Annotated in this window: 26 protein-coding genes and 2 tRNA genes; 24 read left to right on the top strand and 4 right to left on the bottom strand. The window is 63.8% G+C overall.

Annotation, left to right across the window (positions count from 1 at the left end; all coding sequences use genetic code 11):
- Positions 1-7: 7 nt before the first annotated feature.
- The gene (locus tag RLQ26_02880; GenBank protein MEQ9087667.1) at positions 8-319 is read left to right on the top strand and encodes a hypothetical protein; all 312 of its coding nucleotides are present in this window, start codon (positions 8-10) and stop codon (positions 317-319) included.
- A gap of 8 nt (positions 320-327) precedes the next feature.
- On the opposite strand, the gene RLQ26_02875 is transcribed toward RLQ26_02880, so the two are convergent.
- Entirely contained in the window at positions 328-1,119 is a 792-nt protein-coding gene (locus RLQ26_02875) for a hypothetical protein (protein ID MEQ9087666.1), read from the bottom strand.
- A gap of 155 nt (positions 1,120-1,274) precedes the next feature.
- On the opposite strand from RLQ26_02875, the gene RLQ26_02870 reads away from it, so the two are divergent.
- Positions 1,275-1,403 carry a hypothetical protein gene (locus RLQ26_02870; protein MEQ9087665.1) on the top strand — a complete coding sequence of 43 codons (129 nt, stop codon included), beginning with the start codon at positions 1,275-1,277 and terminating at the stop codon, positions 1,401-1,403.
- A 151-nt stretch (positions 1,404-1,554) separates the two neighbouring features.
- On the top strand, positions 1,555-2,139 hold the full coding sequence (locus RLQ26_02865; GenBank protein MEQ9087664.1) for a hypothetical protein: 585 nt from the start codon (positions 1,555-1,557) through the stop codon (positions 2,137-2,139).
- On the opposite strand, the gene RLQ26_02860 is transcribed toward RLQ26_02865, so the two are convergent.
- Complete coding sequence (locus RLQ26_02860) at positions 2,109-2,777, bottom strand: helix-turn-helix domain-containing protein (protein MEQ9087663.1); 669 nt, start codon at positions 2,775-2,777, stop codon at positions 2,109-2,111. The genes RLQ26_02865 and RLQ26_02860 overlap by 31 nt on opposite strands.
- 133 nt (positions 2,778-2,910) lie before the next feature.
- Here RLQ26_02860 and RLQ26_02855 point away from each other — a divergent pair, with 133 nt between their 5' ends.
- From RLQ26_02855 to RLQ26_02835, 5 genes are all read left to right on the top strand, one after another.
- On the top strand, positions 2,911-4,002 hold the full coding sequence (locus RLQ26_02855; GenBank protein ID MEQ9087662.1) for an LLM class flavin-dependent oxidoreductase: 1,092 nt from the start codon (positions 2,911-2,913) through the stop codon (positions 4,000-4,002).
- Between the two features lie 46 nt (positions 4,003-4,048).
- Positions 4,049-4,795, top strand: a complete 747-nt coding sequence (locus tag RLQ26_02850) for an arylmalonate decarboxylase (protein MEQ9087661.1) — start codon at positions 4,049-4,051, stop codon at positions 4,793-4,795.
- Positions 4,796-4,808: 13 nt separating this feature from the next.
- Positions 4,809-6,107, top strand: a complete 1,299-nt coding sequence (locus RLQ26_02845; GenBank protein ID MEQ9087660.1) for a DUF1329 domain-containing protein — start codon at positions 4,809-4,811, stop codon at positions 6,105-6,107.
- A gap of 99 nt (positions 6,108-6,206) precedes the next feature.
- Positions 6,207-7,526: a DUF1329 domain-containing protein gene (locus RLQ26_02840; GenBank protein ID MEQ9087659.1), complete on the top strand. Its 1,320-nt coding sequence runs from the start codon at positions 6,207-6,209 to the stop codon at positions 7,524-7,526.
- Positions 7,527-7,563: 37 nt separating this feature from the next.
- Positions 7,564-7,959 carry a limonene-1,2-epoxide hydrolase family protein gene (locus RLQ26_02835; protein ID MEQ9087658.1) on the top strand — a complete coding sequence of 132 codons (396 nt, stop codon included), beginning with the start codon at positions 7,564-7,566 and terminating at the stop codon, positions 7,957-7,959.
- A gap of 36 nt (positions 7,960-7,995) precedes the next feature.
- Here the strand turns inward: RLQ26_02835 and RLQ26_02830 are convergent.
- Positions 7,996-8,070, bottom strand: a tRNA-Thr gene (locus RLQ26_02830).
- Positions 8,071-8,351: 281 nt separating this feature from the next.
- Here RLQ26_02830 and RLQ26_02825 point away from each other — a divergent pair.
- From RLQ26_02825 to RLQ26_02755, 15 genes are all read left to right on the top strand, one after another.
- The gene (locus tag RLQ26_02825; protein MEQ9087657.1) at positions 8,352-8,705 is read left to right on the top strand and encodes a hypothetical protein; all 354 of its coding nucleotides are present in this window, start codon (positions 8,352-8,354) and stop codon (positions 8,703-8,705) included.
- Positions 8,706-8,725: 20 nt separating this feature from the next.
- Entirely contained in the window at positions 8,726-9,961 is a 1,236-nt protein-coding gene (locus RLQ26_02820) for an aromatic ring-hydroxylating dioxygenase subunit alpha (protein ID MEQ9087656.1), read from the top strand.
- A gap of 118 nt (positions 9,962-10,079) precedes the next feature.
- Positions 10,080-10,304 carry a hypothetical protein gene (locus RLQ26_02815; protein MEQ9087655.1) on the top strand — a complete coding sequence of 75 codons (225 nt, stop codon included), beginning with the start codon at positions 10,080-10,082 and terminating at the stop codon, positions 10,302-10,304.
- 156 nt (positions 10,305-10,460) lie between these two features.
- Positions 10,461-11,015, top strand: a complete 555-nt coding sequence (gene dcd / locus RLQ26_02810) for a dCTP deaminase (GenBank protein ID MEQ9087654.1) — start codon at positions 10,461-10,463, stop codon at positions 11,013-11,015.
- Between the two features lie 12 nt (positions 11,016-11,027).
- Entirely contained in the window at positions 11,028-12,308 is a 1,281-nt protein-coding gene (gene murA / locus RLQ26_02805) for a UDP-N-acetylglucosamine 1-carboxyvinyltransferase (protein MEQ9087653.1), read from the top strand.
- A 4-nt stretch (positions 12,309-12,312) separates the two neighbouring features.
- Positions 12,313-12,786, top strand: coding sequence for a DUF2948 family protein (locus RLQ26_02800; protein MEQ9087652.1), 474 nt, complete (start codon positions 12,313-12,315; stop codon positions 12,784-12,786).
- 141 nt (positions 12,787-12,927) lie between these two features.
- Entirely contained in the window at positions 12,928-13,599 is a 672-nt protein-coding gene (gene hisG, locus RLQ26_02795; protein ID MEQ9087651.1) for an ATP phosphoribosyltransferase, read from the top strand.
- The gene (gene hisD / locus RLQ26_02790; protein ID MEQ9087650.1) at positions 13,589-14,893 is read left to right on the top strand and encodes a histidinol dehydrogenase; all 1,305 of its coding nucleotides are present in this window, start codon (positions 13,589-13,591) and stop codon (positions 14,891-14,893) included. The genes hisG and hisD overlap by 11 nt, the downstream gene beginning before the upstream one ends.
- Entirely contained in the window at positions 14,883-15,413 is a 531-nt protein-coding gene (locus RLQ26_02785; GenBank protein ID MEQ9087649.1) for a UPF0262 family protein, read from the top strand. Before hisD ends, RLQ26_02785 begins: the two co-directional genes overlap by 11 nt.
- 5 nt (positions 15,414-15,418) lie before the next feature.
- Positions 15,419-15,862, top strand: coding sequence for a low molecular weight phosphatase family protein (locus RLQ26_02780; GenBank protein MEQ9087648.1), 444 nt, complete (start codon positions 15,419-15,421; stop codon positions 15,860-15,862).
- A 140-nt stretch (positions 15,863-16,002) separates the two neighbouring features.
- The gene (infA, locus tag RLQ26_02775) at positions 16,003-16,221 is read left to right on the top strand and encodes a translation initiation factor IF-1 (protein MEQ9087647.1); all 219 of its coding nucleotides are present in this window, start codon (positions 16,003-16,005) and stop codon (positions 16,219-16,221) included.
- Positions 16,181-16,837, top strand: a complete 657-nt coding sequence (locus RLQ26_02770) for a nucleoside triphosphate pyrophosphatase (protein MEQ9087646.1) — start codon at positions 16,181-16,183, stop codon at positions 16,835-16,837. The genes infA and RLQ26_02770 overlap by 41 nt, the downstream gene beginning before the upstream one ends.
- Before the next feature lie 43 nt (positions 16,838-16,880).
- Positions 16,881-18,269 carry a ribonuclease E/G gene (locus tag RLQ26_02765; protein MEQ9087645.1) on the top strand — a complete coding sequence of 463 codons (1,389 nt, stop codon included), beginning with the start codon at positions 16,881-16,883 and terminating at the stop codon, positions 18,267-18,269.
- Positions 18,270-18,279: 10 nt separating this feature from the next.
- Positions 18,280-18,543, top strand: coding sequence for a DNA gyrase inhibitor YacG (gene yacG, locus RLQ26_02760; GenBank protein MEQ9087644.1), 264 nt, complete (start codon positions 18,280-18,282; stop codon positions 18,541-18,543).
- 128 nt (positions 18,544-18,671) lie between these two features.
- Positions 18,672-18,747 (top strand) — tRNA-Phe (locus tag RLQ26_02755).
- 182 nt (positions 18,748-18,929) lie between these two features.
- Here the strand turns inward: RLQ26_02755 and RLQ26_02750 are convergent.
- Positions 18,930-19,424, bottom strand: a complete 495-nt coding sequence (locus RLQ26_02750; GenBank protein MEQ9087643.1) for a hypothetical protein — start codon at positions 19,422-19,424, stop codon at positions 18,930-18,932.
- A gap of 446 nt (positions 19,425-19,870) precedes the next feature.
- On the opposite strand from RLQ26_02750, the gene RLQ26_02745 reads away from it, so the two are divergent.
- Positions 19,871-20,515: a class I SAM-dependent methyltransferase gene (locus tag RLQ26_02745; GenBank protein ID MEQ9087642.1), complete on the top strand. Its 645-nt coding sequence runs from the start codon at positions 19,871-19,873 to the stop codon at positions 20,513-20,515.
- The last annotated feature ends 216 nt before the right edge of the window (positions 20,516-20,731 follow it).

Below are 20,731 nucleotides of genomic sequence, written 5' to 3'. Positions count from 1 at the left end.
GACAAGGATGGACGGATTGCAAAAATTTCTGATGGCCGGGGCGCTCGCGCTTGGCCTTGCCGGGACGGGCTGTACCGCCCTGCCCGAGGTCAAGGCCTATGCCCAATCGGGCGAGCGCATCCGCGCGGCCGGCATGGCCAGTTATGCCACGCCCGCGGTGGAAGAAACGGTCACTTGCGAGCCGACTCTGGCCGCGCCGGAATGCAGCCGCCGGCTTTCCGCCCCGGCGATCCCGCCCGCTCAGTCAGAGGATGGCGCCACCCCCGCGGCCCCCGCGTCCCCCGCGTCCCCCGCGGCCCCCGCGGCCCCCGCGGCCTAGGTGTGTCTTCAGACCAGGGTCACGATCAGGAGTGGCAGGCCGCCGCCGACAAGGAACAGGAAGGGCGAATCCCAGGTATGGGGCGAATACGCCTCGGCCAGGGTCATGGCGACGGGGAGCGTGGCATAGGCCAGCCAAAGCTGCGCCTGGGTCAGGGGCGCGCCGATGAACTGCCCCGATTGCGCGCCGGCCTGATAAAGCCAGACCGCCAGAAACCCGCTCAGAAAAACGCAGGCGCTGCCTTCCAGGCTGCGGGTATAGGTGCGGTCGGAAAAGAGCGCCCGTGTCCGGAATTTATGTCGCCCGAACCGGACGCCGACGGGCTCGGCCAGGCCGTCCCCCAGCCCGTTGACGATGATCGCGATCAGAAACAGCTCGGGATAGCCGGTGTCCAGCATCAGGGCCATCAGGACGAGTGCGACAACACAGGCGACCGCGATCTGGGTCGACAGCCATAACAGGGTGTAAGGCCTGTCCTCGGGCCGGTCGTAGGAGCGGAACATCAAGGCGATCCAGCCGATCTTCCGACGCATCGGCTCGACGTAAACCGCAAGCAGGCCAACGGCCAGGACACTCTTGACGATGAAGGTGCCGAGATCGTCACGGAACTCCAGGCCGACGGACAGCGCCATGGGAAAAAAGAAAAGACAGAAATGATTGATTTTACGGGTGTAGTTCACCCGTATCCCCCAATGGGTGACCATCAGCCCTGTCAGGCTCTGCACAGATAGCTGGGCCGCCATATTGGCCGCGATCAGAATCCAGAAAATCGTCTCGAATATTCCGTCGAACGATTGCACCGCCCTTCACCCCCTGATCGGATCTCGTTGTCCCGCCACGGTTGGGTCCGGGCTGGCCAGAGGGCGGCAGTCTATCGGCCGTTATGGAAATGTCATGGAAATGTTTTGTTGCGCATGACGCCAGGTCGGCGCCGGATCCATACCAGGCGCGACCAGTGCCGGAGCAGATCGGGACCGACAAGAATTTTGTGGACGATTTCGCCGCGGCGACGGAATGCGGATTCGGGCGCCGGCGGTGGGAACAAATTCCGGCCCTTGTGGACATTCATCGCGACGGCTGGTGAGGATATCTGGCCGGCGGCATACGATTGCGGGTCGAGGCAAAAATCGGGACAAAAAATCGCGGATCGGGGCCGTTTTGGGCGCAAACTTTAAGTCCCTGTAAACGCTGTCCGCCTAGCGTGCAGCTGGTAACGGGGCGGGATGGTGAAGGCGGTGCGGGATCAGACGGCAGGGCAGATCGAGGAAACGGAGGTTGTCCAGGACAGCGACGCGCCCGCGCGCGCCCGGCTGGCGCCGCGCCTCGTGGAGACAAATGTTCACGCCGAGACCTTTCTGGCGACCGATTATCTGAACCATTTCAACGAAATCATCATGCTGCTCGAGCTGATTCCGGAAATGCCGGAATGTCTCGAGGACGCGCGCGCCTGGAAACCCGTGGATTATGTCAGTCATTTTCGCAATAGCGGATTGTCCGACGGCCCTGTCGCGATAGAAGCCTATGCGGTGGCGCCGGCATGCTTTCGCAAGCCGTTTGATCAGGTGGTCGCCGATCTCGAAACCGCGGTCATGTACCATGTCGGGCAGCTCGCCAGACTTGTCGATGGCGGCGAGGTCACGGTCGTGGCGGAGGCAGCGCGCACGGGAACCCGCGAGTTGCAGGGCCTCGTGGACCGGGCGAGCGCCATCATCCACGGTGATCTTCGCGACCGGGACCTCGCTGTCGGCGAAACGCAGAAAGCCGCGTCCGGAAGCGGACCGGCGCTCAATCAGGACGATATCGACGCGCTGTTTGACTGACGGGGCGAAGCGGCCGGGTCTGCTTCCGCCTCCTCGTCACCGCTGTTTTCAGTTTCGCCCTCGGGCGCTTTCATCCAGAGCACCGGATAACAGGAGTCCACCTCGACGCCGGTCGCGCGCAGCTTGCCGAAAAAGCTTTCAACCGCCAGCCCGTCATCCTGGTCGCGAAGAAAGCCGCAAAAGCTCTGCCCATCCGCCAGCTTGATAATCGACAGCCCGTTTTTCTGCAGCCTGTGGGAAAGCTCGAAGAAGGCGATCCAGCCGTTGATCTCAACGTTGTCTCCCTCGTCACGCAGGATCACCGCGCGCATATCCCTGACGGTATCGATCGGGGGCGAGGGGACGGTGACGATGGGTGCGTCCCAGGGAAAGGGCGAAAGCTGTCCATCCGACATGCGCACCTCGCCGATCACGACCGTTCGTGGACGGCCCGAATCGCCCCCTTCGCCGGGGCTGGCCTCGAGCTCGCGCCGGATCCCGTCGAGCCGGCGGGCGATATGGGCAGGCAAGGGACGCCGGCCCGTTTCCCAGTGCGAGACGGAGGCGGGCTTGGCGCCCATCAACTCGCCGAAAGCCGCCTGGGTCATGCCGAGCTGCTCCCGGAACTCGCGGAGCGCCTTGTGATCGCCGCTGGCCATGATCGTACGAAACCTCTATTGACGGCCGGAATGTAGAAAATGCATGATACAAAATTATACGTATTTATACAAGCGCAAGACATGGCGGCGGATGGCGGGATGATGCGTCCTTCGGCCGACGGGGAGGGGCTTCATGGAAATCGGAATTTTCCTGCCGATCGCGAAAGGCGGGTTCATTGTCTCGAAAAACGTGCCGGAGACCTGGCCAACCTGGGAGTTGAACCGGGACGTAACCCTGCGCTGCGAAGCAATGGGCTTCGACTTCGCCCTGTCGATGGTGAAGTTCCGGGGGTTCGGGGGAGAGACGGAATACTGGGATTACTCGCTCGACAGTTTTACCCTGACGGCATCGCTCGCGCCGCTTACCTCCAGAATCAAGCTCATCCCGTCGGTCACCAATCTTTCGTTACATCCCGCAGTCGCCGCGCGGATGGCGGTAACGATCGAGGCCGTGTGCCCCGGCCGGTTCGGACTCAACATCGTCTCGGGCTGGTACAAGGATGAGTTCAAGCAGATGGGGCTATGGCCCGGAGACAGCCATTTCGAGAAGCGCTACGACTATGCAAGCGAGTATGTGACGGTATTGCGGGACCTCTGGGAAACCGGCCGGTGCGATTTCAAGGGCCAGTTTTTCCAACTCGACAATGCGGAAATAAAACCGATGCCCTCCACCTATATTCCGCTGGTCTGCGCCGGCCAGTCGAAGAAGGGGATTGACTTCACGGCCGCCAAGGGAGACCGGAATTTCGTGATCGCGGGCGGCAATACCCATGACATCGAAAGCGATATTCGCACCTTCCACGGTATCACCACCGAATTGCAGAAAGAGGCGCGCAGGCTGGGCCGCAGGGTGGGGACGATCGGCCTCTTTAACGTCATTGCTGCCGAGACCGACGAGGATGCGCACAAGCGATTCGCTCATATCGTGGCCGGGGCGGACGAGGGAGCGTTGCGGAATCTCGTCAGCCAGGCGGAACTCGACGAATCGGAAGGTATGTCGGAAAGCCTCAAGCGCAAATCGATGTTCATGGGACTGCCAACGCTCGTGGGCTCGTACAAGACGGTCGCCGATTATCTGGACCGGATTTACGACGAAGCACATATCGATGCGACGATGTTTGCCTTTCCCGATTTTATCGGCGATCTCGACAATTTCCGGGATCACATCCTGCCGCGGCTGGAGTCCCGGAAGCCGGAAAACATGAAGACCACAGCCGCCCAATAGGCAGACCCCGGGGCCGGGTGTTTCGAATGACGAGGGAAGGGATCCGATGACCGACAGTCTTGGCTTTCGTAAGACGTTCGGGGTGATTGCGCCGTCCACCAACACCTCCGTCCAGCCCGAGTATGACGACATGCGCCCACCCGGCGTGACCAACCATTTTTCGCGCGCCGTCATTCCCGATACGAAGGTGACGGATGACGAGAGCTTCATGGTAATGCTCAATAACATCCGGGCGGCCGTGACCGACGCCATCGAATCCGTCATGACCTGCCACCCCGACTACGTGATCATGGGCATGTCTGCGGAAACCTTCTGGGACGGGACCGAGGGCAGCCAGAAGCTGCACAGGAAGCTCGAGGACACGGCCGGCGTGAAGGTGGCGATGGGCTCCGACGGTTGCCGCGCTGCCCTTGAGGCGTATGGCGGGATTCGCCGGATCGCGGTGGTGACCCCCTATATGCCGGTGGCCGACAGGAACGTAATCCGGTTCTTCAGCGAAAGCGGCTATGATGTGGTTCGGCTCAAGGGGCTCAAATGTGCGAGCCCGAGCCAGATCGCTCAGGTCTCCCCGCAGCAGCTGCGCGACGCATTGATCGAGCTGAACGGGCCCGATGTGGACGCCCTGGTGCAGGTGGGCACCAACCTGGCCATGGCGGCTGTCGCGGCGAAGGCCGAATTCTGGTTCGACAAGCCGGTCGTTGCCATCAATACCGCGACCTACTGGTATGCCCTGCGCCAGAACGGCATAGATGATAGGATTCCCGGATTCGGCCGTCTGCTGGCCGAATTCTGACGCGGGAGCCACAATGAAGTCATGTCTGAAGGCCCTGGCCGGGCCGCTTGCCCTCGTTTCCGTCCTGGCAGGCGGGGGAAGCGCCACAGCGCTCGGGGAAAGTTGCGCCGGCGACCGGCTGTGCCCGGGCTTTGTCGTTTCGGCCGACACGCTTGACGCCAATCTGGAAAAGACCTTCGAGGGCTACCGCCTCGCCGATCTGATCCCGCCCCAGCGCCAGCGGGAAATTCGCGAGACGGGCCTGACCCTGACGCTGGCGCGGCCCCGGCCCTATCCCCGCCATGATCGGTTCGAGGCCGCGACGGCGCGCCATGCCGGCGATGTGGTCTTCCATCCGGAGACCAACGATGTGACCGGCTGGAAGGCCGGCGTGCCGTTTCCCGAGATCGATCCGGAAACAGATCCCCATGCGGCGGCCAAGGTGATCTGGAACGTGGTGCGCGGGCGTGACCGGGGCGATACGCTGGACCAGCCGGTCTTTGCCTTCATCCTGATCGACGGCGCCAGCGGGATCGAGCGGGTGCAGCACTGGGGATACCGGCGTTTCGCCATGAAAGGCCTTGTGGCCAGCCCGCGCGGGCCGGTTCTGGGCGATGGCACGATTTTCGACAAGGAGCTTCTGTTTTCGATCGCGCCGCAGGACATCAAGGGGCTCGGCACCTTCACGGTGCATTACGACAACGGCCAGTACAACGACGTCTGGGCCTATGTCCGCGAGGTCCGCCGGACAAGGCGGCTGACCGGCGCATCGTGGATGGATGCGGTCGGAGGCACGGACTGGCTGACGGATGATCTGCTGACTTTTGGTGCGTATCCCGCCTGGTACGAATCCTATAACTATCTCGGTCGCACGACCATTCTCGGGATCGCCCATGCTGCCGTGCCGGTCTGGGATACCTCCGCCAGCACGCGCCGTGCGGAGTTTCCAACTCTCGACGTGACGTCGCCACCCTACTGGAATTTTCGCGAAACCTGGGAGCCGCGCGCTGTTCATGTGGTCGAGGCCATCCCGCCGGAAGAGCACCCGTATCTGAAAAAAATCATGTACGTGGATGCCAAGACCTGGAACAGCTACGGGAACTTCATCTTCGCGAAGAACGGCGAACATTTCAAAACGCAGACTTTCGCGTTCCGACCGTGGCCATTGGCGGACAAGCCCGACCAGTTCGGCAATATCGATGTGGCAGCGACCATGATCGATTTCGAGCGCAATCATGCGACTGCTTTTGTGGTGACTTCGGACCTCACCCTGAATGCGCCGTTGAAGGAAGAGGATATCAGCCTGCCCGCGCTGGAAGCGATGGGGCGCTGACGGAAGACCCGGCAGGGCCGGATTTCCGCCGGTTTCGCTTCGCCGCAGCTTCAGGCTATAAATGAGAGGTAACTGTCACCCTACTGGAGCTGTCCGGGCATGCCCTTATTCACATCCGTGCCGCTGACGCGGTTTTTCGGCCCCGCCGCCCTGTCCGTATGTCTGTTCGCGGTTTGCCTGACCTTGTTTGGGGCGGGGCCGGCGCGTGCGGCCTGCGCCGGAGGCGATCTGTGCGCGGGTGACCGCATCGGGCCGGAAAATGTCGAGGCTTCCCTCGATCGGCGATTCCACGGACAAGCCCTGCGCGACCTGCTGCCCGAACGCCTGCTCTGGCAGATTCGCGAGTACGGGCTCACGCTGACGCTTGCCGATCCACGGCCGCACGACGTGGATCCGCGCTTTGCCGAGTCGACCCGGCGCTATTCGAAGGATGTTGTGCTTGATCCCGAGACTGGCGAAATCTCGGGCTGGACGGCGGGCATCCCCTTTCCCGATGTGAGCGGGGACGATCCCCAGGCGGCTCTCAAAATCATCTGGAACGTGGCGCGCGGGCGCAACTGGGGGGACACGGTGTCCCAGCCCTACACTGTCTTCCTCCTGATCAATGGTGGCAGCGGTCTCGAACGGGTGCAGAACTGGCTGTACCGGCGCTACGCGATGAAGGGCCTGCTGCGCGCGGGCGGCTCACCGGCACGTGGGGACGGCGATGTATTCGCCAAGACAATGCTGTTCGCCATGGCGCCGCAGGACATCAAGGGCGTCGGTACCTTCAACATCATCTATGATACCGGCAAGTTCGACGACACCTGGGCCTATGTGCGCGAGGTGCGCCGGACGCGGCGGCTTGCCGGTTCGTCCTGGCGGGACGCGATCGGCAGCACCGATCTTATCGCCGATGACTTCGCCGGATTCTCGGCATATCCTACCTGGTATGACGGGTTTGAACTGGTGGGGGAGAGGACGATCCTCGCCGTCGCAAACAGTAAAACCGAGCTCTGGCGCATGGATGGTGGGACGCCGACCGAATCGTACCCCGGGATTGACGTGGACAAGCCGCCCTACTGGAACCTGCAGGACCATTGGGAACCGCGGGACGTCTACGTGCTCAAGGCCTACCCGCCCGAGGACCATCCCTATGGCAGCCGGCTGCTGCACATCGACAAGCAGTCCTACGCTCCGCTCTTTAATGTCATTGCCGACAAGAGCGGTGAACTGTGGAAAATTCAAACCATCGGCGCCCGGCAGTTTCCGACGGAAGACGATCCGAAAGGGTCTGTGGTTTTCGATGTTTTCGATAATATGATCGATTATCAGCGAAATCACGCGACGGTTTATCTGACGGGGCCGGAGCTTCTCTTTAACGTGCCCTTTGACGAGGGTGACGTGAGCCTGGCGGCAATGGAGACGATTGGGCGCTAGGCCGCGGCTACGGGCGGCTAATGGCCGGAACGGATAAATGAGCGACCGCGCGAAAGAGCTTGAGAAGATCGTCCGCGACTTCTGCAAGGCATGGGAGGAAAAGAACCTCGATGCCATCCTCGACGCCTTCGCCCCGGACGCCCTTTACCACAACTTGCCCCTGAAGCCGCTCAAGGGCCGGGAGGAGATCCGCGGTTTTATCGGCGGCATCTTCAGCGCGGTGCAATCGATCCGGTTTGAAATTCTGGATATCTTCGCCGCTGGCGGGCGGGTCGTGACCGAGCGCGTCGATCATTTCGATTTCGGCACCGCCAGGGTGGCCCTGCCGATCGTCGGCCTGTTCGAATTCGACGGCGAGGGCCGGATCGCGGCCTGGCGGGAGTATTTCGATCTGAAGACCTGGTACGACCAGGGTGGCCCGCCGGTGGAATAGCCCCGGCCCGGCATGGACCCGGCCGGGCCCGACGGATGGTGCTGCCGGAGAGATTTGAACTCTCGGCCTCTCCCTTACCAAGGGAGTGCTCTACCCCTGAGCTACGGCAGCGCCGGGGCAAGGTATATCGGCCCAAATCGCGGATTGCCAGCGTGTTTTCAGTCCCTTTATGGCCAGAATCCGCTGGAAATCCGGCGATCCCCCGAAATCCGGCGCTGGTGACGGCCGACTTCGGCGTGCTACTTTGTGGCCGTCGCGCGCCGGCCAGGCCGGCGCGGACAGGGGAACGGCCGCCGGGCGCCGCGTAAACCCATCCTTTCGGGGGGTGAGCTAACAGCGCGCGGGCCCGTAGGATCGTCGGCCAGACCTGCCGCGAAAAAGGAGAACCGGGGATGGGGCAAAAACTGCCTGAGGGGTTCGAGGACCTCGAACATTTCGTGCCGGAATGGGTGCTTCCGACCGAGAGAGAGCGCAACCACTACCGGGTCCACCAGGATCAGGCGAAGCTGCGCGAGTTTTACGACATCATGATGCCGCGAATGGCTGAAATTGCCGCCTATCTCGACGACTTCCCGCTGATGGAAATGCCGCGTCTGCAGGCCAACCTTCTGGAACTGGCCCTGATGCAGATGGAAGTGGCGCCGGCGATCGATTTCTACGACCAGCCCGACGTGCCGAACTCGGTGGAATTCGAGAAATTCGAGGTTCTGCCCGTGAAGCGGCGCTATGCCGTCGTGGCGCAATAACAGGTTTAGGGAGATAGCCCATGAGTGCCGTCGAAAAATACGATCTGACCACCACGGAGCGGCTCAACGCCGACCGTTTTCCGGAACTGGGGACCGGACCCGTCCCGATCGAGCCCTTTGTTTCCGAGGATTTCCTCGCCGACGAATGCGAGCATATCTTCTCCAAGGTCTGGCTCCTGGCCGGGCGGGTGGAGCGCATTCCCAATCCTGGCGATTTCTTCGTCAAGCGAGTGGAATGCCTGGACAAGTCCGCCATCATTGTGCGCGGGCGCGATGGCGTCATCCGTGCCTTCTACGATGTCTGCCGGCACCGGGGCACCAATGTCAGTAACGGCGATCATGGCAACTGCAAATTCTTCACTTGCCGCTTCCGCGGCTGGGTCTACGACACCGAAGGGAAGATCAAGCATATCCCCGACGAATCGCAGTTCCACACACTCGATAAAAGCAAGCTGAACCTCGACGCGATTCATTGCGAGGTCTGGAACGGCTTTATCTTCATCAATTTTGCCGAAAAGCCGAAGGAAGCGCTCCGCCAGCAACTCAGCCCCCTCGCCGAAAAGCTGGACGAATTCCCGGCCGAACAAATGGTGGAAGTCGGGCACTGGGGCGCGACGCTGAAAGCCAACTGGAAACTTTTCCTGGACGCTTTCCAGGAAGGCTATCACGTGGACACGGTGCATGCCGGCACGATCGGCGTGTATTTTACCGGTGCCCGTAATCCGACGTGCCGACCCTATCATCTTGAGCTTTATGAAAAGAACCGGGCCGCATCTTTCTCCTACAACCCGGATTACACGCCCAAGCCGTCGGAGGTTTTCGCCGTTCAGATCGGTGATTCCCTCAGTCAGGGGGCGGAGGCCGCGCGCCGGAAGCTGCCCGGAATCAATCCGGATGACGATCCCTATTACTCTTTCGATATCAACGGGGTCTTCCCGAACTGGCTGCTCGACACGTCTGCCGGATTCTTTTTCATTCACGAATTCTGGCCGATTGACGCCAACACCACACGCTGGGAATCGGAGCTTCACTTCTTTCCGGCTCAGAATGCCTCTCAGTTGATTGCGCAGGAGCAGTCGATCGCATTGCTGCGCGACGCCTTCCGTGAGGACATCGCGACAAGCGAAGGTTCCCAGGCAGGAATGCGCTCGGGCTCCCTCAAGGAGATCAATTTCGCCGATACCGAGATCACCTGCCGGCATTCGCTGAACGCCATAATGCGCATGATCCGAGAAGGCAAACAGGCAGCATCCTGACCTCACAGGAGGCTCCCGGCGACCCGTTTGCCGGGAGCCTCCGCTTTCTGTAAGTTCTCCGCGAGACTGATGTTGGCGCGAGGCCGCAAAGCGCGGCCCGCCCGTTCGACGCGGAAACATGACCAACCCACCCCGAAACCGCCCGTCCAGACCCGAGAGGGCCGCGCCCGCGCGGCAGAAACCGTCGCGGCCGCGCCTGTCCGAAAAGGCTGCGGCGGCCAAAAAGCAGCGCGAGGCGCGCCTCGCGGATCGGCTTCGCGACAATCTGCACCGGCGCAAGGCCCAGATCCGGGTGCGCGAGTCGGGCGGAGTGGCGGCGGAGGACGAGCCGAGCGGAGACTGAGACGGGGCCTGGGACGGGAGTCGGGGCCCGGGACGGGAGTCCGGGCCCGGCCGGCGGGGCTTGCCACGCCATGCTTGAGGGGGTCTCCCGGTTCCAGTAGAACAATGCCGGTCGCGCCGGGACCGCGGCACCGATCACCGGAGGAGGGGGACATTCATGGCCGTCATGCCTGATCGCTGGATTCGGGAGAACGCGCTTGGAAACGGCATGATCGAGCCATTTTCCGAAACCCTGAAACGCGAGGGCGTGATCTCCTACGGGCTTTCGTCCTTTGGTTATGACGCCCGCGTCTCGAGCGAGTTCAAGGTCTTCACCAATGTCGATTCGGCGGTGGTCGACCCCAAGGATTTCTCGACCAAGAGTTTCGTGGATCGGCCGGGCGACGTCTGCATCATTCCACCCAACAGCTTTGCGCTGGCGCGAACGGTCGAGTATTTCCGCATACCGCGCGATGTCATCGTCATCTGCCTCGGTAAATCCACCTATGCCCGCTGCGGGATCATCGTCAACGTCACGCCGCTCGAGCCCGAGTGGGAGGGCCATGTGACACTGGAGTTCTCCAACACAACGCCTCTGCCCGCCAAGATCTACGCCAACGAGGGCGCCTGCCAGTTCATCTTTCTCAAGGGCGATGCGCCGTGCGACGTTTCCTATGCGGACAGGGCCGGAAAATACATGGGCCAGCGCGGCGTGACCCTGCCAAAACTCTGACGCGGCCGGCCGATGGATCGCATTCGCATTGAAGGCGGGGTACCGCTCAGGGGCAGCGTCGAGATTTCCGGCGCCAAGAACGCCGCCCTGCCGCTCATGGCGGCCAGCCTGCTTACCGACGAGACCCTGACCCTCGCGAACCTGCCGCACCTCGCGGATATCTCAACCCTGGCCAATCTGCTGGTCCAGCACGGGGTTGAGATCTCCATGAATGGTGAACATGAAAACGGTCATGGCGGCCGCGTTCTCTCGCTCAAAGCCGGGAAGATCACCTCCACCGAGGCGCCTTACGAGCTTGTGCGCAAGATGCGCGCCTCCGTCCTCGTACTCGGCCCGCTGCTGGCCCGCGCCGGCGAGGCCAGGGTCTCCCTGCCGGGGGGCTGCGCCATCGGGACCCGGCCCGTGGATCTGCACCTCAAGGGGCTGCAGGCGCTCGGCGCCGAGATCGAGCTTGCGGGCGGCTATATCCATGCCCGCGCCCCAAAGGGGCTCAAGGGCGCGCAGGTGACCTTTCCCGTCGTCTCGGTCGGCGCGACGGAAAACCTCCTGATGGCGGCCAGCCTAGCTGATGGCGTGACCGAGCTGATCAACGCGGCACGCGAGCCCGAGGTCGGCGATCTTGCGAGCTGCCTCGTCGCGATGGGCGCGCGGATCGAGGGAATTGGCACGGACAGCCTGAAAATCACCGGCATGCCCCGACTGCACGGCGCGGCCCATCCGGTCCTGGCCGACCGCATCGAAACCGGTACCTACGCCCTGGCCGCGGCCATTACCGGCGGGGACCTCGAGCTGGTGGGCGCCCGGGCCGACCTGCTGGAGACAGGGATCACCATGCTGCGCGAAGCGGGAATCTCGATCACGCCGACCGATCGGGGACTTCGCGTGTCCCGGGACAACGGCTCGCTTCATGGTATCGATATCATGACGGAACCCTATCCCGGTTTTCCGACCGACCTGCAGGCGCAAATCATGGCGGTCATGACCCTGGCGGATGGCGCGTCCATGCTGACGGAGACGATTTTCGAGAACCGCTTCATGCATGTGCCCGAGCTGTGTCGCATGGGGGCGAATATCCACGTCCACGGGGCTTCCGCGATCATTCGCGGCGTGCCGCGCCTGACCGGCGCGCCGGTAATGGCGACCGATCTGAGGGCCTCGGTGTCGCTGGTGCTGGCGGGGCTCGCGGCCGACGGCGAGACGATTGTCAACCGGGTCTATCATCTGGACCGTGGATATGAACGGATCGAGGAGAAACTGTCCGCTTGCGGGGCGAGGATCGAGCGGATCAAATAGGGTCATGACCACCGAGGCTCCTCTCAGACTGCGCGCCCGGGACAAGGCGGATATCGAGACCTTGTCGCTGCTGCTGCAGGACGCGGTGGTGGCCCTGGCCGACATCGCCTATGTGCCGGAAGAGGGGCTGTTCGCCCTGACGGCAAGCCGGTTCTGTTGGGAAAACCTCCGGTACGGTCCGCTCAGCCGGGGCTTGCATGCCCGGCCCCGCTTCGCGCGGGTGCTGTCCGGTTTCGCCGTCCACCACGTCCGGTCGGTTCAGCGCCGCGCGCTGGAAGAGGCGGCAAAGGGCGGGTTTCTCGAACTCCTCGCCCTTTCCCTGGAGAACCGGCCGGCCGGCGCGGACGATGGCACCCTCGTGCTGCGCCTGACCTTTGCCGGCGGGGCAAGCCTGCGGCTGACCCTGTCCGCCCTGTCCTGCGAGCTGGAGGACCTGGCTGATCCGTGGCCCACCAGATGGCGGCCGTGGCACGGCTGAAAGCGATTTTCCGTCCCCGGCCGGGCCTTGCCCGGTTAAGGTGGCCATCCCGCCCGACTTCGTGATAAACGGGCGGCCCGCCGCCCGGACGGCCCCTGGACGGGCGCCCAGTCGGGAACAGGTGCAGATCAGGGAGGCTTCGTGCCGGACAACGCAAATTCGACCGACAAGCTTGTGCTGGCCCTGCCCAAGGGCCGCATTCTGAGCGAGGTCATGCCCGTGGTGCGCCGGGCCGGGATCGAGCCCGAGCCCGCCTTCGACGATCCCGAGAGCCGGCTGCTCAGATTTGCGACCAATCTGGACAAGCTGGAGATCATCCGGGTGCGCAGCTTCGACGTCGCCACTTTCGTTGCCTTCGGCGCCGCCCAACTCGGCGTGGCCGGCAGTGATGTCCTGATGGAATTCGACTATTCCGATCTGTATGCGCCCCTAGATCTGGGGGTCGGGCGCTGCCGGCTGGCGGTGGCCGAGCCGGCCGAGATGGTGGCCGGCGACGACCCGGCGCTCTGGAGCCACGTTCGGGTCGCGACCAAGTATCCCGAGATCACCCGGCGCCATTTCGCCGCGCGTGGCGTACAGGCCGAATGCATCAAGCTGAACGGCGCGATGGAACTCGCCCCCAGCCTCGGGCTTTGCCAGCGGATCGTCGATCTCGTCTCCACCGGCAATACCCTCAAGGCCAATAATCTGATTGAGATCGAGCATATCGCGGACGTCTCCTCCCGGCTTATTGTCAATCGCACCGCCCTCAAGACCCGCCCGGATGTGGGCGAGTGGATAAATAAATTCAGCGAGGCTATCAATGGCGCATAGGTTGTCGACCGTTGATCCGGATTTCGAGGACCGGTTCGCCGAAATCATCTCTGTTCGCCGCGATCAGGATGAGGCGGTGGATGATACCGTCGGCCGCATCATCCGGGATGTCCGCCGCGAAGGCGACAAGGCGCTGGTGCGCCTGACGCGGGAATTCGACCGTTTCGAGCTCACCGCGGATGCACTTCGCGTCGGCGCGGCAGACATCGCCCGAGCTTGCGCCCGCGTGCCGGCCAAAACACTCGACGCCCTCGACCTCGCAGCCCGGCGGATCGAGACTTTTCACGCCCGGCAGCTTCCGCAGGACGACCGGTACACTGATGACAGCGGAGTCGAGCTGGGCGCGCGCTGGCGCCCGGTCGAGGCGGTCGGCCTTTATGTTCCGGGCGGGCGGGCCGCCTATCCAAGCTCTGTTCTGATGAATGCACTGCCCGCTATCGTCGCGGGGGTGACGCGCCTCGTGATGGTCGTGCCGACTCCGGGAGGCGAACTCAACCCGCTGGTCATGGCCGCGGCCGATCGTGTGGGCGTTCACGAGATTTATCGCATCGGGGGTGCGCAGGCGGTGGCCGCGCTCGCTTACGGGACGGAATCGATTGCGCCGGTCGACAAGATCGTCGGGCCGGGAAATGCCTATGTGGCTTCGGCCAAACGTCAGGTTTTCGGACAGGTAGGCATCGACCTTATCGCCGGTCCGTCGGAAATTCTCGTGGTCGCCGACCGCGGCAATGATCCCGAATGGACGGCGGTGGACCTTCTCAGTCAGGCGGAACACGACCCGCTGGCTCAGGCCATCCTGCTGACCGACGACCGCGATTACGCACTGGCGGTCGAGGCGGCCGTCGAGTCCTGGCTCGACAAGTTGCCGCGCGCCGAGATCGCGCGGGCGAGCTGGCTGGATTTCGGTGTCGTGATCGTGGTCCGCGATTTCGACGAGGCGCCGCGCCTCATCGACCGCCTCGCGCCCGAGCACCTTGAGCTTGCCGTGGCCGATCCCGAAACGATTGCGTCGCGCGTTCACAACGCCGGCGCCATCTTCATGGGTTATCATACGCCCGAAGCCATCGGTGATTACGTCGCCGGCCCCAATCATGTCCTGCCGACATCGCGGGCGGCCCGCTTCGCGTCGGGCCTGGGCGTTCTCGACTTTATGAAACGCACCTCGGTCGTCCGTTGTCTGCCCCGGGGGCTGCGCAAGATCGGCCCGGCGGCCGTCATCCTGGCAGAAGCCGAGGGGCTGGGTGCTCATGCGGAATCCGTGCGGGTTCGGCTGGACGCGTCGGATGGCGAATGACGCGGGAAAGCGCATTGCGACGAAACGGCTGCCCGCGGCGGGGTTCGGCGAATCGCGCCAGCGCATCCAGCGTCTCGAACTGGATGAACGCGTCTTCATCCGGCGCACGCCGGAGGTCGAACATGAACGCGCTGTCGCGATCTTCGATATCCTCGAGCAGAATCATTTCTCGCCCAAAGGCCATGAGGGCGGGCCGTACAATCTTGTGCTTTCGCTCGAAGATAACCGTCTTGTGTTCGATGTCAGCGACCAGGAGGGTCAGCCCGTGTCCAGGTTCTCCCTGTCGTTGAAGCCGCTGCGCCAGGTGGTGAAGGACTACTTCCTTGTGTGCGAGAGCTATTATTCCGCGATCAAGACGGCTCCACCCTCGCAGATCGAAGCGATCGATATGGGCCGGCGGTCGCTTCACAACGAAGGCTCGGAGCAGCTTCGCGAAACACTGGCCGAGCGGATAGAACTCGATTTCGACACGGCCCGGCGTCTTTTCACGCTGCTGTGCGTGTTGCACGTTCGGGGATAGCCGCCATGACCAGCCGCCCCAGCGCCATACTTTTCGCCTGTACCAGCAATGCCGTGCGCTCACCAATGGCCGAGGCGCTGATGAAATCTCTGATCGAGTTTGCCGCTTATGTCGATTCGATCGGTGTTCTTGCGGCCGAGCGCAACGAGTTTGCCGTGGCCGCGATGAAGGAAATCGGGATCAATCTTTCCACACACAAGCCCAAGACCTTCGATGATCTCGAGGATGGCTCGGCCGATCTGATCATCACCCTTTCGCCGGAGGCGCACGAACGGGCGCTGGAGGTGACGCGCCATTCCGCGACGGAGGTCGAGTTCTGGGATATCCCCGATCCCATGCTGGTGGGGGGAAACCGCGATTCGCGCATGGAGGCGTTCCGCGACGTGCGTCGCCTGCTGACGGAAAGGATCAAGGCGCGATTTCCCGATTTGATCTCAAAACGGGCCTAACTATTTGAAGTTAAATAGGAAAAATTGACGTCTCTCGAGCGGTGCTTTCGGGCGGAGTTCATGTATAGTCCCCCCGCCGGATGCCGGGAGCGCGCCGGCGTCCTGCAAACACAAGAAAAGGTCGCAAGAACGGGTATTGTATGGCTAAAGAAGAACTTCTGGAGTTTTCCGGAGAGGTGCTGGAGTTGCTGCCGAACGCGATGTTTCGCGTAAAGCTGGAAAACGGCCACGAAATCCTCGCCCACACATCGGGCAAGATGAGAAAAAACCGCATTCGTGTTCTCGCTGGTGACAAAGTCACCGTTGAAATGACGCCCTATGACCTCACCAAGGGCCGGATCACCTACCGTTTCAAGTAATTCCGCGACGGAGACGGCCGCGCCGGACCGGCGCTCCACGGCCGCCGAGCTCGTGCTGGCTTCTGCCTCTCCCCGCCGGCGGGACCTGCTGGCCCAGATCGGCATCGTCCCGGGCGAAGTCCTGCCCGCCGAAATCGACGAAGCGCCCGGCCGGGACGAATTGCCGCGCGATCTTGCGCGCCGGCTCGCGCGCCAGAAGGCGCAGGCCGTCGCCGCCCACCGGCCGGGAAAATGCGTTCTCGCAGCCGATACGGTCGTGGCGCTTGGCCGGCGCGTTCTGCCCAAAGCCGAAGATCGCGATGACGCCCGGCGATGTCTGGCCCTGCTGTCGGGGCGGCGCCACCGGGTGCTCGGCGGCATGTGTCTGATCGACGCCTCGGGCCGCGAGCGCGAACGTCTCGTGACAACGGTGGTTTCCTTCAAGCGTCTCGCGCCGGCAGAGATCGAGTGGTATCTCGAGTCCGGCGAGTGGCAGGGCAAGGCCGGCGGGTACGCGATCCAGAGCCGCGCCGGCGCTTTCGTACGCCAGATCAACGGCTCTTATTCGAACGTCGTCGGGCTCGATCTCTTTCACGCCGCCCGGCTTCTCCGCAGTGTCGGTTTCTGGCCGGTCTGAAATGCTCGCCCCCGCCAGGCCGGACGCCGCCCGGTCCATTCTGATGGAGAACCTCCCTGGCGAGAGCCGGGCCGCGATCCTCGACGAGGACGGGCGGGCGATCGCGATTTTGCTCGAGCGCGATACCGGTGACATCGTGCCGGGCGATATCTACCGCGCGCGGGTGGAAAAAATCGTCCCTGGGCTGGGCGGGTTTCTCGACCTGGGCCCGGATGGCGCGGGTTTTCTCCCTGAAAACGCGCTTCGGGCGGTGCCCGATCTTTCCGTCAGCCAGACGGTCGTGCTTCAGGCCACCCGTCCGCCCCGACATGGCAAGGCGGCCGAATTCTCGCCCCGGATCGTCCTGGCCGGCATGTTTCTGGCCTATGCGCCGGCCGAAACCGGCGATCGGCTGTCACGCCGGCTCGCAGCCGTGGCGGGTGTAGCGGGCGTGAAAGACGGGCTCGCGCGCCTCGCCGACCTCAGGGCCGGCCTCGCGCTCGCAAGTGTGGAAGGCGGCTTCACCCTGCGTTTGGCCGGCTTCGCGGCCGATCTGCCCACGCTCCGGGGCGAAGCCGGCGATCTGGTCGCCCGTTGGCAGGCGGCCATGGGCGAGGCCGGACGCGGGGGTGCGCCGGGCCGGCTTATCGCCAGCCCGCCGGCGGCCGAGCGTGTTTTTCGTGACATCCTGGCCCGGACGGGCGGTGTTCGTCCGCTTACCCTGGTCGGCCCGGCCCCGGCGGGAGACCTCGTGGGCGCCGGCAAGAAGGCGCGCGCCCTTGGCTTCGCCCCCCAGGCCGGCGGGCCCAATGATGGCGCCCGGCTGGCCGATATTTTCGATGCTGCCCTGGCGCCCCGGGTATCGCTGGCTTCGGGAGCAGCGCTCGAGATCGACGAGACCGCACTCGGTGTGACGATCGATCTCGACCGGGGGCGCGCCGCGGGAACCGCTGCCACCATCAACCGGGAGGCGGCGGCGGCAGTCATGCGTGAGACGGCCTGCCGCGGGCTGGGCGGCCTGATCGTCATCGATTTCCTCAGGCTTTCCAGCAAGGCCGCGCGCGCGGCGCTTTTTGCTGCCATGCAGGAAGAATGCGCGGCCGCGGGCCTGTCCGTGCGGCTGCATGGGTTTACCCGGGCCGGGCTGTTCGAAATGACGGCGGAACGGGCGCGCCTGTCGTTGCTCGAACAAATGGCCTGCCGGGAGAGGACGGGTCCGGGCGGCTGGCGGATCCGCGATGAAAGCCTGGCCTTCGCGCTCATGCGCCGCGTGCTTGCCGAGACGGCGGCCGATCCGGGCAGACCGCCACGGGTGACGGCGGCGGCCAAAATTTGCCTGTGCCTTGAGGGAAAGCTAAGGTCGTCCTGGTCGGCCGTGGCCGCCCGCAGCGGCGCCCGGCTGGTCGCGGGCGGCGCCGACTGGCCACACAACCGCATCGACATCACACGCTGAAAGGCCGGCCATGGCGAAAGGCGGGAAGACGACGGAAGCACCGGGACAGGCGGCGAATGACCGCACAGCCCCGCCTTGTCCCATTTGCGGCCAACCGGCCCGGCCCAGGAATCGCCCCTTCTGTTCCGGCAGGTGCGCCGACCTGGACTTGCACCGCTGGCTTTCAGGCGGGTACCGGATCGAGACCGAGGAGCGTCCCGGCCCGGAAGACTGGGAGCAGCCGGGCGGGCTCGACCTCGCGGATGACGGGGGTCGAGACCGAGAGGGCCACTAGGCGGGCACGCCCGCCGGCGACCGACCGTTTCGGGGCGGATATCGCGCTGCCCGGTCTCTGGACAGGGGGCGGGAGTTCCCCTAAAACGGCCTTCCTTCCACGGCCCGCGCCCCGCGCGGCCATCGGGCGCCCAGGTAGCTCAGTTGGTAGAGCAACGGACTGAAAATCCGTGTGTCGGTGGTTCGAATCCGCCCCTGGGCACCATTTCCCGCCCGTGCAGGGACACTGCATACCCAAACTCCGGACAAGAAAAGATCCGGCGGCCGGGCCTACCTGGCGGGCCACCGGATCATCGTGTCGACGCTGGGAAGGACGTTCCGTTCCGGTCTCGCGCCCTTCGTGTGAGGCAGGTTCAGCGCCGCCTGTCGAGCCGCTCCAACGTGAAATCAGAAGCCCAGCCGGCCGTTGGCGACCTGGTGCAGTGCCATGAGGACGGCCGCGCCGATAATGATGACGCCAATGGCGAGGCCAGCGCGTCCGGCAAGCGCCCAGTCGGACGCCCTGACTCCGGGGCGAGAGGCCTGCCGGTAGGCCCTGCGCCGGGCTTCCCGCGCCAGCCCCGGGTCCGGCCGGCGCCGGGCTGCCGGGGCCAGGTCGCCCGGACCCCGGACCGGGTTTTGACTCCGGCTTTGACCGGTCCGCGCGGGGCTGTTGTGAGTGCGCTGGTAAATCATTTCCGAGACGAAGAGCTCCTTCTTCGGGTCGTACCGTTCGGCCCGGACGCGAACCCCTGCATAGCGGCCCTTTTTACTCAGCCGACCGGCTTCGCTGAGGGCTTCCTCGCGATCGGCCGTGGTCATTTTCGACACCCAGCTGCCTTGGCTCAGGGCATCGATGTCATAGAGGATTTCCTCCCCGTTCGTCACCGCATTGAACGACATGGCTCTGTCCCTCGTTCTCCCGGTCGCGCCGGACCGTATCTGTCCTGTGCTGTTCGCATTTTCCAAGCAGACCCGTTAGCCCGGGCCCGGATTGCCGCGTGTTTCCGGCAGACTCTCGAAAAATTTTTCCTGCCTTGCAAAGGAATTTAATCCGGGATTTTGAGCTTAGTTGTTGAAAATTTTAGAGATTTTTTCTCGACCCCGGAAACCGGCCACGCAGCGGCGGCCGTATGGTTAATAATAGGCCGAAATTTTTTTCAGAACCCGGCATAGTTAACGCGCCCAATCTGCGATGGTCGGGCGCTGTACGGGAACGAGCCGGCGCCGACGCCCGGAAATTGCGTTGCCGCACCGTACGCCGGACACAGCGCCGCGGGGAAAAGGACGCCAAAAACCAAAGATGGAGTCCGGCGGACGAGGCTCGTCCAAAAAAAAGGGGGACTGCTATGAAGAATAACGAGAGCGGCATTTTTGGCCGGGCCTATGAGCGCCACGTGCTGCCACGTCTCATCAACCTGGCGTGCGGCACGGAAGATATTGCTGCCCAGCGTCGAAAGATCGTCCCGGCCGCGGCCGGTCGCGTGCTCGAGATCGGCATCGGATCCGGCCTCAACCTGCCGTTCTATGACCGGGCCCGGGTGGACAGGCTCTGGGGGCTCGAGCCGGCTGAAAGTATGCGCCGGCAGGCCGAGAGCCGCGCGGCTGCGCTCGGCATGGAGGTGTCCTTCCTTTCGCTCGAGGCCGAAGAAATTCCGCTCGAGGCCGGCTCGGTCGATACGGTTCTGGTGACCTATACGCTTTGCACCATTCCGGATGTGGAACGGGCGCTTCGCGGCATGGCGCGAGTATTGGCGCCGGGTGGTCAGCTCCTGTTCTGCGAACATGGGCGGGCGCCCGATCCGGCGGTGCGACGCTGGCAGGACCGGCTCAACCGGCCCTGGGGCAAGATCGCGGGCGGGTGCAATCTGAACCGGCCCATCGCGGAACTGGTGCGGGCCGGCGGCTTCCGTATCGGATCGCTCGAAGAAAGCTATATTCCGGGTCCGCGGTTCCTGAGCTACCAATCCCTCGGCCGCGGAGTGCCGGGCTAGGTGGCGCCGCCCGCCCCGCCCGTGCCGGGCAGGATCAGATATTAACCCTGTGACCGGGTGGCGCGGGTCGGGCGATCCGGCCAATTGCCCGCCCGAAGGGTCGTGGGAAAGCCTTTCTTAAGCCTAATCCCGGAAGCTGGATGCGGGGCATCAGCACCGGGCGCGGCCCGATGCGGTCAAGACGGGGGACGCTGCCATGGCCGGTGTCCGGTAAAC

The sequence above is a fragment of the Alphaproteobacteria bacterium genome (genome assembly GCA_040220875.1).
GTDB lineage: Bacteria > Pseudomonadota > Alphaproteobacteria > JAVJVX01 > JAVJVX01 > JAVJVX01.
This window is presented reverse-complemented; position numbering and strand designations above follow the sequence as displayed.